The following is a 15,854-nucleotide window of genomic DNA, read 5'->3' as shown; positions in this document are numbered from 1 at the left end:
GATATGAATTAAGAAGATGTCGGAAAAGTGATATAAATTTAGCAATATTGTCTGAATAGTGAATAGTTCTTATCGAAAAAGTGATATAAAGAAAGCGTTTTATTTTATAAAATAATATCAGGAATTTGAAACAGGAGGGAAATTATGAAAGATTTAACCCAATTACAAAAAAGAAAAATAAAAAGCAACATTCCTTTATATGTGCTCCTATTTCCTTCAATTATTTTACTTATAATGTTTGCATATATCCCAATGTTTGGACTTGTGATTGCTTTTAAAGATTACTCACCAGCAAATGGAATCTTAAATAGCCCGTGGGTAGGGTTTAAATATTTCACCCAGTTCTTTAATTCTGTTCAATTCGGAACAACGATGATGAACACATTAAAGATTTCAATCTATAGCATTCTCGTTGGATTTCCATTACCAATCTTACTAGCGCTTTTATGTAACCAATTAAGAGCAGGGAAATTCAAAAAGGTATTCCAAGTAACAACCTATCTACCACACTTTATTTCAACAATGGTTATGTGTGGGATGATCATTTTATTCTTATCACCAAATAGTGGTTTGATTGCCAATATTTTTAAATCACTTGGATGGACAATGCCAAACTTACTATCAAAACCAGATAGTTTTGCAGGCGTTTATGTTTGGAGTGATGTTTGGCAACATATCGGTTGGGACAGCATCATTTACTTAGCAGCGTTATCAGCCATCGATCCAACGTATTACGAAGCGGCTACGATGGACGGAGCTTCACGTATGCAAAAGATCCTCAACATCGACTTACCATTACTTTTACCTACAGCAATGATTCTATTGATTTTAAGAGCCGGTAGCTTATTGAGTATCGGTTTTGAAAAAGTATTACTATTACAAAATCCATTGAACCTAGCTGGAAGTGAGGTGATTTCGACTTACGTATATAAAGTTGGGATGCAAAACTTCCAATATAGTTACTCTACAGCAATCGGATTATTCAATACTGTAGTCAACTTAATTATTCTATTATCTGTCAATTGGTTTTCTAAACGTTATACCAAAACAGGACTATTTTAAAAGGAGGGTGGTCATAGCATGAAATGGTTTAAAGCTTCAAGAAAATCAAAATCAGATTTGTTTTTTGACGTAGTAATCTACGGTTTTGCAATCTTGTTAATATTATTAATCGTTTACCCATTGTGGTTTGTTGTGATTGCTTCCTTTAGTAATCCTTCTGATGTAGCCAATGGTAAAGTTTGGTTCATTCCACACGAATGGAAATTAGATGGATATCAACGATTAATTGAACAACCACTGTTCTTGAGAAGTTATCTCAACACGATTTTATATACAGTAGTCGGTACATTAATCGCACTACTCATCAACATCCCTGCTGGATACGCATTATCTAGACGAGACCTACTTGGTAAAAAGTGGCTCAGCGTTCTTTACATTGTTCCGATGTTTGTATCAGGTGGATTGATTCCAATCTACTTAACAGTGAAGAGTGTCGGACTTGTCGATACATTCTGGGTAATGGTTGTACCATTTGCAGTATCTTCTTACAACATTATTGTTGCAAGAACATTCTTCAACAACAGCATCCCAGAAGGTATGTGGGAAGCGGCTCAAATTGATGGTTGCGGAACAATTCGTTATTTCTTCAAAATCGTTGTTCCTTTATCAAAAGCCATTATCGCTGTAATCGGTTTATGGACAGCGGTTGGTATTTGGAACTCTTGGTTCAACGCTTTAATTTACTTAACAAAAGAAAACTTGCAACCATTGCAATTAATCTTAAGACGGTTATTAATTAGTAACCAAATGATGCAATCTCAGGCAACAGGGGAACTTGCATCAGACCTTCGGATTAAAGCTGATATGATGAAATATGCAGCGATTGTAATTTCAACAGCTCCGATTATGTTGCTTTATCCATTTGTCCAAAAATATTTCAATCAGGGTGTCATGATTGGCGCACTAAAAGAATAGGAGAGATATTATGAAAATCAACAAAATGAAATATTTGTTTTTGGCAGCAGCTACACTTACTGGACTAGCAGCTTGCTCAAATTCAACAACTAAGTCAACTGACGAAAAGTCAGATCAAACAAATTTCAAAATCACAACGGTTCGATGGTCGGACTGGGGCGAAGAGTACCATAAAGGATTTATCGATGATTCTGCTAAAGAAGCAGGCATTGAAATTAGCTGGGATACTTTAGTAGCTTCAGACTGGACAGACAAAAAATCTGTATTAGTTGCCAGCGGAGACCTACCAGATGCCTTCTTAGGATCAAACGCATTTAATGACGCTGAAATTGCGCAAAACCAATCTTTATTTATTCCTCTAGAAGATTTAATTAAAGAAAACATGCCAAACCTTACAAAGGCAATGGAACAAGAACCAAAATTAAAAGCGATGATTACATCTCCTGACGGACACATTTACAGTCTTCCTAAGAAATTACCAATGCGTCCAACAGTAGGGAACCAATTATTCATCAATAAAAAATGGCTCGATAATCTAGGATTGAAAGTGCCTCAAACTTATGAAGAATTAGTAAAAGTACTACAAGAATTCAAAGATAAAGATGCAAACGGAAACGGGGATCCAACAGACGAAATTCCATTTGGATCAGGTAACTTTGACCCAACATTCTCTTACATCCTTCCATTTAACAACCGTTTAGGTGCAGATAACACTTATGAAATGTCTGTTAAAGATGGTAAACCTGTATATCTTCGTACAGAAGAAAGCTACAAACAAGGGATTGCAGCAATGCATGACGCATACAAGAAAGGCTTAATTGATCCTGAACTTTACACTGAAGATTCATCAATGAGTGCTGCAAAACGTATGGACAAATCAGTATCTAGAGTAGGTGTTTCAAGTGGTTGGACTGCCGATGCTACATTTGGATTACATGCTAGCGAATATGTTGCTTTACCAGCATTAAAAGGTCCTGACGGAAAAGGCTATGTTGCTTCTGACCCAGATCACTATAACTATGGACGTAACGAGTTATTAATCACTACTAAAGCGAAGAACCCTGCTAAATTATTACAATGGTTCGACAAATTCTATACTGATGATGCAAGTATCCAAAACTTCTATGGTTCATTTGGAATTGCTACAGAAAAAGATGGCGACAAATATAAAGTATTACCTCCAAAAGATGGTAAATCTGCCGATGAATATGCTTGGATTCACTCTCTACGTGACTTCGGACCTAAATACGTGAGCGAAAACATCAACAGCCGCGTAGAAATTGACCAAACTCAAGGTGATGGTTTGAAATTGAAGATGGACCAAGAATTAAAACAATTTGCTTTACCAGCTTACCCTAATGTAATCTATTCTCAAGAAGAACTAAGCAAATTAGCTTCAATTTACGTAAGTATCGATTCTTATGTAAAACAACAAGCTTCTAAATGGGTAGTTGATGGCGGAATTGAAGAAGAATGGGATTCTTACTTAGCAAACCTTAAAAATATGGGATTGGATGAATTCATCAAGATTCAACAAGACGCATATGACCGTTATCAAAAAGAAGTTAAATAATCACATTTTAACAAATACCCTAACTGAAACGTTTAAAATACAATGAGTAGAGGGAGCGAGATGAAGAAAAATCTTTCTCGCTTCCTTTTTCTCATATAGGTACGGTGATTTCATTGCAAAAACTATTTCGACTTGATGGGCCACTCGTTAGAGGACTAACGCTCATCACCAACGTGATTCTATTAAATACATTATTTATCATTTCGAGCATTCCTCTTGTGACAATGGGGGCTTCTGTGACTGCTCTCAATACGATGTTGCATCGGATTTTAAAGGGCGATGATAGCGATGTTGTCTATCATTATTTTCGTATTTTTAAATCCAACTTTAAGCAAGCCACTGTCATTTGGGTTTCTCTTGTGGTGCTTTCGGTTCTATTATTTTTGAACTACAGTATTTTTTCGAATACAAACTTCTTGAATGGATATGGATTGTTACTTCTTGCGCCATTTGGAATGCTTGCGATACTGGGAGTTGTTATCCTTTTACCGTATGTTGGATTATTTGAAAATAGTTTAAAAGCCAGTGTCATCAATAGCTTTTTCGTTTGTATTTTAGATCCGTTACGTGCAATTCTATTGATTCTATTTAACTGCGCAGTGGTGTTCATGAGTGTGAATACGCCAGAGCGATTATTGACGGCGATTTACGTTTTCACTTTTGGTGGCTTTGCGCTCTGGGCATTGTTAAATGTAAAAGTAACGAGTAAAATGTTTGAGAAGGCATATAAATTAAGCAATGGAGGTACGCAAGATGAAAATTTTTAAAGGAGATTTTTATCGTATCAGCGTTCTAACGGATAAACTCATTCGTTTAGAATATTCAAAAAATGGACAGTTCGAAGATAGACATACGCAATTAATCCAAAACAGAGACTTTGGTGAAGTAGAGTTAGAAGCATCAGAAACACCAGAGCTATTAGATATTAATACGAAGTTCTTCCGTTTGCGCTATAACAAAGGCGAATTCAATAATCAAAATCTATTTATTGAGTTAAAGGGTCAATTCGCTATTTACGGAAGCCGATGGTACTTTGGTGAACCAATCGAAACCTTAAAAGGAACGACTCGTACCCTTGATCAAGCGGACGGAGAAACAGAACTCGAAGACGGGATTATTAGTAAGAGTGGTTATGCCGTTTTAGATGATTCGAATGGATTTATTAGTGACGAAAAAGAAGGCTTTATCAAAAAAGATAGTGAAGTGGACATTTACTTCTTTGCTTATGGCCATGACTATAGAGGGGCCATAAGAGACTTTTATCATCTAACAGGCGCAACTCCATTATTACCTCGATATGCCTTAGGAAACTGGTGGAGCCGTTATTGGGCGTATACTGCTGATGAGTATTTAAGTCTCGTTGAACGTTTTGAAGATGAACAAGTTCCACTTGCGGTGGGCGTGTTAGATATGGATTGGCATATCACGAAAATTCCCGAACGCTTTGGTAGTGGGTGGACAGGCTATTCTTGGAACCGAGAACTCATTCCCGAACCAGAAAAATTATTGAAGAAACTGCATGATAAGAAATTAAAACTTTCTCTGAATGTCCATCCAGCCGATGGTATTCGAGCCTATGAGGATGCTTACCCAGCAGTAGCCAAACGTTTAGGGTTAGATGCAGCAAGCGAAGAACCTGCAATTTTTGATATTGCAGATCCACGCTTTAGAGAATCTTACTTTAAAGATGTGCATTATCCATTAGAAGAACAAGGCGTTGATTTCTGGTGGATTGATTGGCAACAAGGAACGCAAGGGGTGCAAGATCCATTGTGGCTATTGAACCACTATCATTTTGTCGATAATTGTAAGAGAGAAGATGGCGGATTAATCTTGTCTCGTTATGCAGGACCAGGAAGCCATCGTTATCCAGTTGGATTTTCTGGAGACACCATTGTGACTTGGGAATCTCTTCAATTCCAACCTTATTTTACATCGACAGCTTCTAATATTGGCTATAGCTGGTGGAGTCATGATATTGGTGGACATATGCGCGGTTATTATGATGAAGAATTACAAATTCGCTGGTTACAATATGGCGTATTTAGTCCAATTACACGACTTCATAGTTCGCAAAGTCCATTCAATAGTAAGGAGCCTTGGTTCTTTACGAAGAATACAGCAGAAATCATGAAGCATTATTTACGTCTAAGACATCAATTGCTTCCATATCTTTACACGATGAATGTGGCAACGCACGAAGAGGGGGCACCTCTTGTGAGTCCGATGTATTACTTCTATCCAGAAAATGAAGAAAGTTACCATGTGCCAAATCAATACTTCTTCGGTAGCGAGTTAATGGTCGCTCCAATCACAGAACCGATGAACAAGGATTACCAATCTGCAAAAGTTCAAGTATGGTTCCCTGAAGGAAAATGGTACGACTTCTTCACTGGAAGAGAGTACACAGGAGATGTCGTTCTTGATATTTATCGAGATATCGAATCGATTCCTGTATTTGCTAAAGAAGGAGCAATTGTGCCACTCGATGGTTCTGGTGTGAAAATGGGTGTGGATTTACCTGAAGTCATCGACTGGTATGTTTTCCCAGGAACTCATCATTCATTCGAAATGGTGGAAGACTTAGATGGAGCTTGTTGTGTAACGACATTATCTGTTGATTGGAAGTTAGGAGCGATTCAGTTATCTGTCGAAGGGGAAACTGGAATCCTTCCAGAAAACCGAATCCACCGCGTTCATGTCCAAGGAAGCCATGCAGTTGTGGTTGAATTGGAAAATAACAACGCAACTGTTGAATTTACTGTTGGCGAAAAACAAACGGTCAACCGCAATGAAGCGTTCTTCCAAGTACTCAAGAATGCGAATCTTCCATATGTAACAAAAGATTTCTTATATCGTCGATTAGTGGGTGCTAAAAATGCGAATGAAATTATGAACATCTTACATCATGAAGACGATGAATTAAGAGGACGATTGCTAGAAATTTTATTCATTAGTGAACCGTAACTAAAAACGGATACTTCCAATAGGAGGTATCCGTTATTTTTTATACAAATGAAAGCACTGTAATTAACTACAGTGCTTTATCTGTTAATCGACTTTATAGTACATCATTGCTTTGATTGTTTTACCATCTGTTACGGTTTGAGTACCATAAATACGGTCTTTAGAGATGTCAGATTGGTCTTTGTCACCAGACATGACACCATAAGTGAGTTCTACATTTTTAGGAATGAATGAGAAGACTGCACCACCCACAAATGCATTTTCATTGCCTTCTGGAACCATAATCCAGTTCAGAAGTCCTTCTTGGAATTGTTGTTCGGTAATACCGACTTTGAATGTTTTACCTCCAGAAGTAATGTTTCCATCTTTATCGATATGGAATTCCCATCCTGCAGAGTTTCTCCATGTTCCTGCTACGCTTCGGAAGTCCCCTTGTTTCATTGCTTGGATATCCATTGATGAAGGAGCAGGAGCTTCGGCTGGAACTGCGACTTTTTCAGTAGACACTGTCTTTGGAACTGGAACTGTTGCATGTTGCGTTTCAGCAGTTGTGGCAACGATAGTCGTTGGAGCTTCAGTTGTACTTGTTGTTGTTTGTTTCGTCGTTGTTGTACTTTGAGTAGTCGTCGTTTGTGCTTGAGTGGTTGTATCTTGTTTCTTTTGGAAAAATGAACAGCCAGCTAAAACCAATGCGACTAAAATCAAAGAAATTGATTTTTTCATAGGGATTCCTCCTTTTACACGTTTATTATACTACTAAATGAAGTCTTTATGTAGAAAAAATTCAAAAATAGCTAATACTTTGACATTATCATCATTTAGGTGTAAGCTGAATATAAGGTATCGGTAGGTGAGACTACCATGGAGATACGGATGACTACCGCAAAATAGTGGAGACACTATGCGTTGGTTAGCAGCCTCTGTCGTGAAGGCAGAGACTAATGTCATTTCATCGCTCCATGATGTTAAAGCTTGAACGAAAAAATGAGAATTGTTTATTAGGTAAGCATCTTGTCGCGTTTAAGCTATGACAAGGTGCTTTTTCATTTGCCAGAAATTGATAGAAAGAGGGTGATCATATGCCAGGACCGGAGAGTCAAACGAAACAAATCAATGAGCGAAGGGAAGAGTGTGATGATCACCCGGAGCTTCGCCTATATTAAAAACGAGGTGAAGACTATGAAAACAGCAAAAGAAAGAATCGACTTAGCATTGATGAAGCCAATGGCAGATGTTCTAGAAGCGTTAGGCACATCTGTAAAAGGATTAAATGAAGAACAAGTAGAAACACTCCGTGAAACATATGGAGAAAACAAAATTACAAAGGCTAAAGAAGATCCAATTTGGAAAAAGATTTATGAGTCTATTATCAATCCATTTACGGTAATTCTATTAGTGATTGCGGTAATCTCATTATTCACGAATGTGATTCTTGCAAAACCTGGTGAAGCCGACCCTACTACTTCTATCATTATCGTGGTACTCGTAGCTGTATCAGGAACGATTCGATTTGTTCAGGAAATGAAGAGTGACAAGGCGGCTAGTAACTTATCTAGTCTAATCGTCAATACAGCAACGGTTATTCGAGACGGCGAACAGATGGAAGTTCCGATTGAAGATTTAGTAGTTGGAGATATTATTAAATTAAGTGCTGGAGATATGTTACCAGCAGACGCATTATTATTAGAAACACGTGACTTCTTTATTCAACAATCCAGTTTGACTGGTGAAAGTGAATCTGTTGAGAAAAAATCAATCTGGGTTCCAGATGAAGATGAAAAGAAAAAACAAGCACTTGAGAGCGAACGCTTTGTATTTATGGGCTCAAACGTTGTCAGTGGTAGTGCTTTAGCAGTTATTTTAGTAACAGGTAATGATACGATGATTGGTCGTATTGAAAAAACACTCAATACTTTTGAAGAACAAACGAGTTTCGAGAAAGAAATGAATAAAATCTCATGGCTATTGATTCGTTTAATGCTTGTATTAGTGCCAGTTGTATTCTTGATTAATGGATTAACAGACGGTGACTGGTTAGAAGCAGGGGTATTTGCCTTAAGTGTGGCTGTGGGATTAACTCCAGAAATGTTGCCAATGATTATTACAGCAAGCCTTGCAAAAGGGGCTGTTATCATGGCTAAAGAAAAAGTGATTATTAAAAAATTAAACGCAATTCAAGATTTAGGGGCCATCGATATTCTTTGTACAGATAAAACAGGTACATTAACACAAGATGAAATTATTCTTGAATATCCATTAGATATCCATGCCAATTTGGATATGGGAGTATTAAAAATTGCTTATTTAAACAGCTACTTCCAAACAGGACTTAAAAACTTATTAGACCGTGCTATCATTACACGTACGGAAAAAGAAGCCGACGAACACGAAGATTTACAAAATTTAGCAACACGCTACCAAAAGATTGATGAGTTGCCATTTGACTTCGAACGTCGTCGTATGAGCGTTATTGTGCAAGAAGACGATGAAGCAGTGCTCGTAACAAAAGGAGCACTCGAAGAAATGCTTAGCATCTCTACTCATGTAAAAGACGGAGATGTGGTTCACCCAATTACGGATGAAATTCGCGAATCAATCCTAGAAGCAGTGAGTGGCTTAAATGAACAAGGGCTTCGCGTTCTTGGCGTGAGCCAAAAGAAATATCAAGATACTCACCATGCCTTCACGGTTGAAGATGAATCGAATATGATTCTAATGGGTTATTTAGCCTTCCTTGACCCACCAAAACCTTCTGCAGCTCCAGCGATTCAAGCGTTGAAAGAACATGGGGTAACGACGAAGATTCTTACTGGTGACAATGAAAAAGTAACGCTAACGGTCTGTGAAAAAGTAGGGCTACCAGTAGATAAAGTTTTACTTGGTACAGAAATTGAAGATATGAGCGATGAAGAATTAGCAGCAGTAGCTGAAGAAACAACCATTTTTGCAAAACTATCTCCAGAACAAAAGGCACGCATTATTCATTTACTAAAAGCAAAAGGACACAAGATTGGTTACATGGGCGACGGTATCAATGATGCGCCATCCCTAAAAGTAGCCGACGTTGGAATTTCTGTGGACAGTGCCGTGGATATTGCCAAAGAAGTCGCAGATGTTGTTCTTTTAGATAAGGACTTACTCGTTCTTGAAAAAGGATTGATTGAAGGGCGTAAAGTCTATGCGAATATGACAAAATACATTAAGATGACTGTTTCATCAAACTTCGGGAATATCTTCTCAGTATTATTCGCAAGTATTTTCCTACCATTCCTACCAATGGCTCCAGTGCACTTAATCGTATTGAACTTAATCTATGATTTAAGCTGTGTGGCATTACCGTTTGATAATGTTGACGCAGATTTCTTAAAACAACCACGCGCATGGACAGCTAGTTCCATCACACGATTCATGGCTTGGTTTGGACCAACGAGTTCCATCTTTGACATTATCACATTTGCGATTATGTTCTTTGGAATTGCACCAATGATTACTGGAAGCAGTTATGCGACGTCTTCGAATCCAGCATTCTTCTTGATGGTCTTCCAAACAGGTTGGTTCATTGAATCTATGTGGTCTCAAACAATGGTGATTTATATGTTACGTTCACCAAAATTACCATTCGTACAATCAAAACCAGCATTCTCATTGCTAGTGACATCTTTATTTGCTTTATTTGTTGTAACGGTTCTTCCATACACACCACTAGCAGGACCATTAAAACTAGCACCGCTAAATGGACTATACTTCCTCGCATTAATTCTTATTATCGCAGGATATATGTTCTTAGTAACGATAGTTAAAAAAGCGTATATTAAAAAATATAATGAATGGTTATAATGCAAAAAGAGCTATCTTAACAGTTTGTTAGGATAGCTTTTGTTTTTAGGAATGTGCTATTCTACAAGAAGAAACTTGCATGAGGTGAGAGCATGGAGAAAATTTTATATACAACAACAGCCGTTAACGAAGACGGGCTAACAGGTGTAGCGTACACTAAAGGAAATGGAGACAAAGACTTTAGCACACAAATTTCATCGCCAAGAAGTGCAGAAGCTGGGACGAACCCAGAACAATTATTTGCCTTAGCCTATGCCACTTGTTTAAATGCGTCGATTGAATTTGTAGAAAAACGCATGAAATTAGAGCATAAGAGCAAGGTAGAAGTGAAGATTGATTTGACATTGGATTCAGAGGGAGAAGGCTACCTATTCCATCCATCCGTTTTTGTTGCGATGCCAGGAAGAAGTGAAGCATTAGCCCGCGAAATTCTAGAAGCAGCAGAACGTCAATGTCCCGTTCATAAATTATTAAAAGGAGTTACAGTTCATCCCGTGGAACTTTCAACAGCCAATGAGTAATGTATTGTTAAGAGTAGCAACAGTGGAAGATGCAACAGCTATTCAAGCCATCTATGCCCCTTATGTAGAAACGACTGCCATCACCTTTGAAGAAGTGGTACCTAGCGTGGAAGAGTTTGAAGGACGTATCCAGAACACATTAGAGAACTTTCCGTATCTGGTGTTAGAAGAGGACGGAGAAGTCGTCGGATATGCGTATGCTGGACGATTCTCAGCACGTGCCGCCTTTGACTGGTCTTGCGAAGTTAGTATTTATATTAGCTTGAATCATCAAAGAAAAGGCTATGGTAAACTGTTATATGCCGCTTTAGAAGAAAAATTACTAGAGTTAGGGTACCAAAACATCTATGCCTGCGTAGCCGTTCCAGAAGTGGAAGATGAGTACTTAACAATGAATAGTGTAAACTACCATAAATATTTAGGTTTTGAAGAATGCGGACACTTCAAAAAATGTGGCTGCAAATTCAACCGTTGGTACGATATTGTATGGCTTCAAAAACACGGAGCTACAACGATTCCTACAAAACGCCCAGATCGGTTTACCAAATTATAAAAAGCAAGACCCCATCAGCAAAATTTGTTGATAGGGTCTTTTTTTATTTTGACATTACCAAATATGGTAATGTTCATAAAAGATAATTATCATATATGATAATTTTGACTTATTTAAATTCATTCAGCTTTTGCTTAAAGAATACCCAACAACATTTCGTTGATTCAGGATTCATCCGCAAGTGTTCAATTAGTTCATAAGTTGGATGCCATCTGAGTAGCTGGTCAGAAGAGAAGTGTTCGAGAAATTCGGAGAATGGATGGTCATACGGTTCTTTTGGTAAGCCGCTGCAGAAGATGGAGAAGAGGCCTAGTAATTTACCAAAGGCATTCCCAAGTTCGCCTTTAGTCCAGTGAATATGACGTAATAACCCATCCATATGAGTTGAAGGAACTTTATGCAAGCACTCGTTAGAGCGAACATTCCACTCGTGCGAGAGTTCAATGGAAGGGAAGTCACCATTGAACCAGTCTTCCTCAATTTCCATTTCGATGTAGCATTTGAGAATTTCTTGCAAAGGCTGATGGCTTTCGATACTGGTGTTTAACTTATTCGTTCTAAAATAGTGATATAGCAGTTCCTCCTGGATTTGATTTACAAACTTTTCATCAGATATTCTATCCGGATAAATGGTTTTAATAATGGCTTTGGAAATCGTTTGAGATAAAATCGGTAGAAGTGTACAAAATTCTAAAATAGAATGATGTAGATGAAGCAGTTCGAAATCGGATTTTTGCATCATTACAAACGAATGGGTGTATTCCTGAAGAAAGACTTTGCCAAGTTGCTTTAAGCATTGATGCAGCGCAGTCATAAAATCAGTGAATACACCCAAGTTTAAGTAAGTTGTATGTTCATTATGGAAATGACTAGGAAATGGATTTGGACCAAAGTTAATGTAGAAGTCTTGTTTTGGCAAAACGGAAGACGCAAGAGTAATCAGCTCCTCTAAAACGAGTAGCGTTTCTTCTTTTGATAAATGTAAATAATGCACAGGAATATAAGTCTGCGGGAATGACTCTAGGTAATCGTTATAAAGCCGCAAGAAAGAATCTTTACTCTCTTTGATGAGCGTGTAATAGAACTCTGTAATTTGTGGGCCAAACGAGAAAGCTAAAACGTCTTTGTAGGAGACGGTAGTTTGGTCGAGGAGTTTCTGGTAATGTAAGTGGAAATAATCTCGTAGGCTATCGAGATGAGGGAAGAGGTCGATGATGCTATCACCGCGCATTCCTTTAATCCATAGAGAAGTGAGCGTGTGGCATTCTTCGGAAAAAGGTTTGTTGAAACAGTGCAGAGCGTTTTGATGACGCAAATAATAATGTCGTAGCTTCTGGAATTGTTTCTGCTGGTCATAAGACAGGGCTTGTGGAAAATCTTCAAAGTGGTGCATTAAGAAAGTGGACTCGGTTGTGCCGAGTAAGTACTCGATAATCTCTTCAAAAGACTTGTTGTACGGATTTGGATCCTGGCAGAAGAGATTATTGTAGTAATTCTGTTGCTGCTGTTGTTCCTCAAGCAGCTGAATTTGTTTCACCAATAAGCTTAAATCTTGAGTGTAGCGTTCCATTTTGATACCCTCCCAAAAGGTATTATTTTCTTTAATTGTAACGCTTTCATAAAATGACGTCAATATACATTTTTATCTATTTTTTATGGAATTTAAGAAATAGGAAAGACGCTTGACTAAACTTGTAGAGTTGACCATAATAAAGAAAGTTAACAAGGAAGGAGAGGTTTCGTGTCTAGAAAAACAAAAGCAACCATTGCGATTACACTGGCGATTGCAGTCATGGTACTAATCTTTATTAGCTCAAGTATGTCTTACAAGGATCAGTCACTGGTGTCGACGATTCAAAAAGGACTTCCAATGCAACCTTTTTCAGAGATTTTATCTAAAATTAAATTTGAATATGCAGGACAAACCATCAGTATTCCTTCTTTAGGATATGCGCAGTTCATCGAATTTTTCATTCGTAAAGCCGCTCATTTCTTAGCCTACTTCTTTATCGGATATCAATGGACGAGAGGGTTAAGTGTTCACGTTCGTAAAAAAGGATGGCCGCAGTTCTTGGCGTTCTTTATTGCAGTGTTGTATGCGATGACTGATGAATTCCACCAAGGAGTGACTCCAGGACGTACACCGCTCATCCAAGATGTCTTTGTGGATGCCGTTGGTGCCGCAGTCGGTGTAGGACTAGGAACCTTGAAAAAAATAAGATAATAACCTTAAAACGTTGAAGAGATTTTCTTCAGCGTTTTTTTGTTGTCCAAAAGACTCCTTTTTATTTTTTATCGTAGTTCTTTATGACTAGTCAAAGAGTGGGGGAAGAACGATGGAAATGAATGAATTAGCAACGGAAGTGTTCACGCAAGCCATCAAGCACCAATTAGATGATATTCATTTATTACCGGTTGGAGAGGAGTATGTATTTTATTTAAGAGATGTCAATGGGTTAAAAGAGTTGCGAAAGATTTCAGACGAAGTGGCCTTGCAATTTATTTCGTATTTAAAGTATCAAGCTGGAATGGATGTAGGAGAGAGACGAAGACCGCAGAGTGGTTCCTTAACTTTTGAGATTTCAAAGGAACAGATGATTGAACTGAGATTATCAGTGATTACGAATTTTAAGCAGAAGGAATCTATGGTTATCAGGCTCTTGCATCGGTCGAAGAAGGAAAAGGCGTCGATTCGTTCGATGACTTATTTTCAAAAGGACTGGGCGCTGTTGCAACAGTTCCTACGCTATAAGAGTGGCTTAATTTTATTTTCCGGACCAGTCAGTTCTGGGAAGACGAGTACGATGTATGCTTTGCTTAGGGCCCGTATGAAAGAAAAGACGCTTCAAGTGATTACGATGGAAGACCCAGTGGAGTATCATGAGCCGATGTTTTTACAGACAGAGATTAACGAGAAGGCTGGAATTACGTATGAATTACTCATAAAGAGTTGCCTGCGTCATCATCCTGATATTTTACTAATCGGCGAAATCCGAGACGAAATGACGGCAAAGATGGCGATTCGTGCAGCTTTAACGGGGCACTTGATTCTAGCAACTGTTCACGCAAAAGACTGTAATGGAGTGGTAGCAAGGCTCTTAGAACTTGGGGTTAGTAAAACGATGCTCGAGCAAACTATTATCGCAATTTGTTCACAACGCCTACTCCCTCGGTATTGTGGACTATGTGGTAAGGAATGTGAACTTCATTGTAATCATTTAACAAATGGAGAAAAGCGAGGAACGATTTTTGAAATCGAAACGCATGAAAAGTTGTCGCATTTCTTTAAAACGAAGCAATTCGGAACAGACGAAGAAAGAGTACATCCTTTTAATAAGGTATTGAGGAAGGCTTATGCATTGGGATACATTACGGACAAAACTTACGAAACCTATCAAATTATCTAAAAAGTGGAAAGGGCCGGTTCAAAGTCGGTTCCTGATTCAGCTTGCTCATTTACTCCAGGAAGGATTTAGCTTGGATGAGGCGTTGAAGTTTTTAGAATACCTATTCGATGCGCAAAAGAAAGACCTCGAACAAATGAGAGGAACGCTTGGAGAGGGACGGCGTTTCGATGAGTGCTTGAAACGGGTCGGGTACTCTGAAACGAATACTTCGCAAATTTATTTATCCATGCAGTTTGGTAGCTTCGAGAAGGCCTGTGCATCGATTGGGGAGTTTCTCTCTCGCAAGCAAAAGCAACAAAAGAAAATGCAGCAGATGATGATGTATCCTGCGTTTCTATTTACTTTTGTGATCGGAATGGTGCTCTGTATTCGAATGCTGTTACTGGACCAACTCTCTAGTATGGTGCAAGAAGACCAACTCAAGCAGTCTGGCTTCCTGTATTGGATATGGCTTGGGTTTCAGAACTTACCACAACTGGCGCTGGGATTCCTAATAGTGCTATTAATTCTAGGACTTAGTGTTCATTTGTATTGGAAGCGAAAGAACAGCTACGATCAGTTTCGCATGTTGATTTCGCTTCCCGTTATTGGAAAGAGTGCGCAGCAATACGTAACGTTTTTGTATGCACGAGAATTCTCGTATTTTCTAGGAAATGGACAGTCATTATTGTCGATGGTGTCCGAACTAAAGAAGGAAGGAACGAGCGCACTCTCAAAGATGATTGCGCAGAAACTAGAAGAACAACTGATTCAAGGAGAGTCCTTTTCTACGGCGCTTGAGAAGATGAAGTTGTTCCGTCAGGAGTTTATCTGGCTTGTGTTAGAAGGTGAAAAGACAAGGCAACTAGACGTGCAACTGCAAGTATATGCCGACCAAATGCTCGATGAATTTACCCAAGTCATCGAAAAGAAAATCAAGTGGATTCAACCGTTGCTACTTATGGGGATTGGGTTCCTCATCGTTTCCATGTATCTCATCTTATTACTACCGACACTAACGATGATTGGAGGAAATTAAA

General features: G+C 38.4%; 13 protein-coding genes and 1 riboswitch. Of the genes, 11 read left to right on the top strand and 2 right to left on the bottom strand.

Going from position 1 to position 15,854, the window contains the following annotated elements; all coding sequences use genetic code 11:
* Positions 1 to 144 precede the first annotated feature (144 nt).
* The 5 genes from O3793_RS04295 (at position 145) to O3793_RS04275 (ending at position 6,517) form a co-directional block, all read left to right on the top strand.
* Complete coding sequence (locus O3793_RS04295; protein WP_285251993.1) at positions 145 to 1,062, top strand: sugar ABC transporter permease; 918 nt, start codon at positions 145 to 147, stop codon at positions 1,060 to 1,062.
* 18 nt (positions 1,063 to 1,080) lie between these two features.
* On the top strand, positions 1,081 to 1,977 hold the full coding sequence (locus O3793_RS04290) for a carbohydrate ABC transporter permease (RefSeq protein ID WP_285251994.1): 897 nt from the start codon (positions 1,081 to 1,083) through the stop codon (positions 1,975 to 1,977).
* A 10-nt stretch (positions 1,978 to 1,987) separates the two neighbouring features.
* Complete coding sequence (locus O3793_RS04285; protein ID WP_371445903.1) at positions 1,988 to 3,550, top strand: sugar ABC transporter substrate-binding protein; 1,563 nt, start codon at positions 1,988 to 1,990, stop codon at positions 3,548 to 3,550.
* Between the two features lie 113 nt (positions 3,551 to 3,663).
* A complete protein-coding gene (locus O3793_RS04280) occupies positions 3,664 to 4,317 on the top strand; it encodes a DUF624 domain-containing protein (RefSeq protein WP_371445901.1) in 654 nt (217 codons plus the stop codon).
* Entirely contained in the window at positions 4,304 to 6,517 is a 2,214-nt protein-coding gene (locus O3793_RS04275) for a TIM-barrel domain-containing protein (protein ID WP_371445899.1), read from the top strand. The genes O3793_RS04280 and O3793_RS04275 overlap by 14 nt, the downstream gene beginning before the upstream one ends.
* 84 nt (positions 6,518 to 6,601) lie before the next feature.
* Here the strand turns inward: O3793_RS04275 and O3793_RS04270 are convergent, their stop codons facing one another.
* A complete protein-coding gene (locus tag O3793_RS04270; RefSeq protein WP_371445897.1) occupies positions 6,602 to 7,240 on the bottom strand; it encodes a DUF6287 domain-containing protein in 639 nt (212 codons plus the stop codon).
* Positions 7,241 to 7,352: 112 nt separating this feature from the next.
* Positions 7,353 to 7,508: riboswitch (M-box (ykoK) riboswitch) on the top strand.
* Between the two features lie 143 nt (positions 7,509 to 7,651).
* On the opposite strand from O3793_RS04270, the gene mgtA reads away from it, so the two are divergent.
* The 3 genes from mgtA (at position 7,652) to O3793_RS04255 (ending at position 11,428) form a co-directional block, all read left to right on the top strand.
* Positions 7,652 to 10,354 carry a magnesium-translocating P-type ATPase gene (gene mgtA / locus O3793_RS04265; protein ID WP_371445943.1) on the top strand — a complete coding sequence of 901 codons (2,703 nt, stop codon included), beginning with the start codon at positions 7,652 to 7,654 and terminating at the stop codon, positions 10,352 to 10,354.
* A gap of 92 nt (positions 10,355 to 10,446) precedes the next feature.
* Positions 10,447 to 10,875: an OsmC family protein gene (locus tag O3793_RS04260; protein ID WP_371445895.1), complete on the top strand. Its 429-nt coding sequence runs from the start codon at positions 10,447 to 10,449 to the stop codon at positions 10,873 to 10,875.
* Positions 10,868 to 11,428, top strand: coding sequence for an N-acetyltransferase family protein (locus tag O3793_RS04255; protein WP_371445894.1), 561 nt, complete (start codon positions 10,868 to 10,870; stop codon positions 11,426 to 11,428). Before O3793_RS04260 ends, O3793_RS04255 begins: the two co-directional genes overlap by 8 nt.
* A 109-nt stretch (positions 11,429 to 11,537) precedes the next feature.
* Here O3793_RS04255 and O3793_RS04250 read toward each other — a convergent pair whose 3' ends face one another.
* Positions 11,538 to 12,998 carry a hypothetical protein gene (locus O3793_RS04250; RefSeq protein ID WP_371445892.1) on the bottom strand — a complete coding sequence of 487 codons (1,461 nt, stop codon included), beginning with the start codon at positions 12,996 to 12,998 and terminating at the stop codon, positions 11,538 to 11,540.
* Between the two features lie 171 nt (positions 12,999 to 13,169).
* Here O3793_RS04250 and O3793_RS04245 point away from each other — a divergent pair, with 171 nt between their 5' ends.
* From O3793_RS04245 to comGB, 3 genes are all read left to right on the top strand, one after another.
* Entirely contained in the window at positions 13,170 to 13,652 is a 483-nt protein-coding gene (locus tag O3793_RS04245; protein ID WP_048712647.1) for a VanZ family protein, read from the top strand.
* Positions 13,653 to 13,764: 112 nt separating this feature from the next.
* On the top strand, positions 13,765 to 14,835 hold the full coding sequence (comGA, locus tag O3793_RS04240) for a competence type IV pilus ATPase ComGA (RefSeq protein ID WP_371445890.1): 1,071 nt from the start codon (positions 13,765 to 13,767) through the stop codon (positions 14,833 to 14,835).
* Positions 14,783 to 15,853 carry a competence type IV pilus assembly protein ComGB gene (comGB, locus tag O3793_RS04235; RefSeq protein ID WP_371445888.1) on the top strand — a complete coding sequence of 357 codons (1,071 nt, stop codon included), beginning with the start codon at positions 14,783 to 14,785 and terminating at the stop codon, positions 15,851 to 15,853. The genes comGA and comGB overlap by 53 nt, the downstream gene beginning before the upstream one ends.
* Position 15,854: the final 1 nt, after the last annotated feature.

Origin of the sequence: Granulicatella sp. 20925_1_28 (genome assembly GCF_041433575.1) — a bacterium.
In the GTDB taxonomy this organism is placed as follows: Bacteria; Bacillota; Bacilli; order Lactobacillales; family Aerococcaceae; genus Granulicatella.
The sequence above is the reverse complement of the archived record's forward strand: the minus strand, read 5'-3'. Positions and strand labels throughout refer to the sequence as shown.

Coding starts and splice junctions, on each gene's coding strand:
- O3793_RS04295 (WP_285251993.1), top strand. CDS start 145: ATGAAAGATTTAACCCAATTACAAAAAAGAAAAATAAAAAGCAACATT.
- O3793_RS04290 (WP_285251994.1), top strand. CDS start 1,081: ATGAAATGGTTTAAAGCTTCAAGAAAATCAAAATCAGATTTGTTTTTT.
- O3793_RS04285 (WP_371445903.1), top strand. CDS start 1,988: ATGAAAATCAACAAAATGAAATATTTGTTTTTGGCAGCAGCTACACTT.
- O3793_RS04275 (WP_371445899.1), top strand. CDS start 4,304: ATGAAAATTTTTAAAGGAGATTTTTATCGTATCAGCGTTCTAACGGAT.
- O3793_RS04270 (WP_371445897.1), bottom strand. CDS start 7,240: ATGAAAAAATCAATTTCTTTGATTTTAGTCGCATTGGTTTTAGCTGGC.
- mgtA (WP_371445943.1), top strand. CDS start 7,652: ATGATCACCCGGAGCTTCGCCTATATTAAAAACGAGGTGAAGACTATG.
- O3793_RS04260 (WP_371445895.1), top strand. CDS start 10,447: ATGGAGAAAATTTTATATACAACAACAGCCGTTAACGAAGACGGGCTA.
- O3793_RS04255 (WP_371445894.1), top strand. CDS start 10,868: ATGAGTAATGTATTGTTAAGAGTAGCAACAGTGGAAGATGCAACAGCT.
- O3793_RS04250 (WP_371445892.1), bottom strand. CDS start 12,998: ATGGAACGCTACACTCAAGATTTAAGCTTATTGGTGAAACAAATTCAG.
- comGA (WP_371445890.1), top strand. CDS start 13,765: ATGGAAATGAATGAATTAGCAACGGAAGTGTTCACGCAAGCCATCAAG.
- comGB (WP_371445888.1), top strand. CDS start 14,783: ATGCATTGGGATACATTACGGACAAAACTTACGAAACCTATCAAATTA.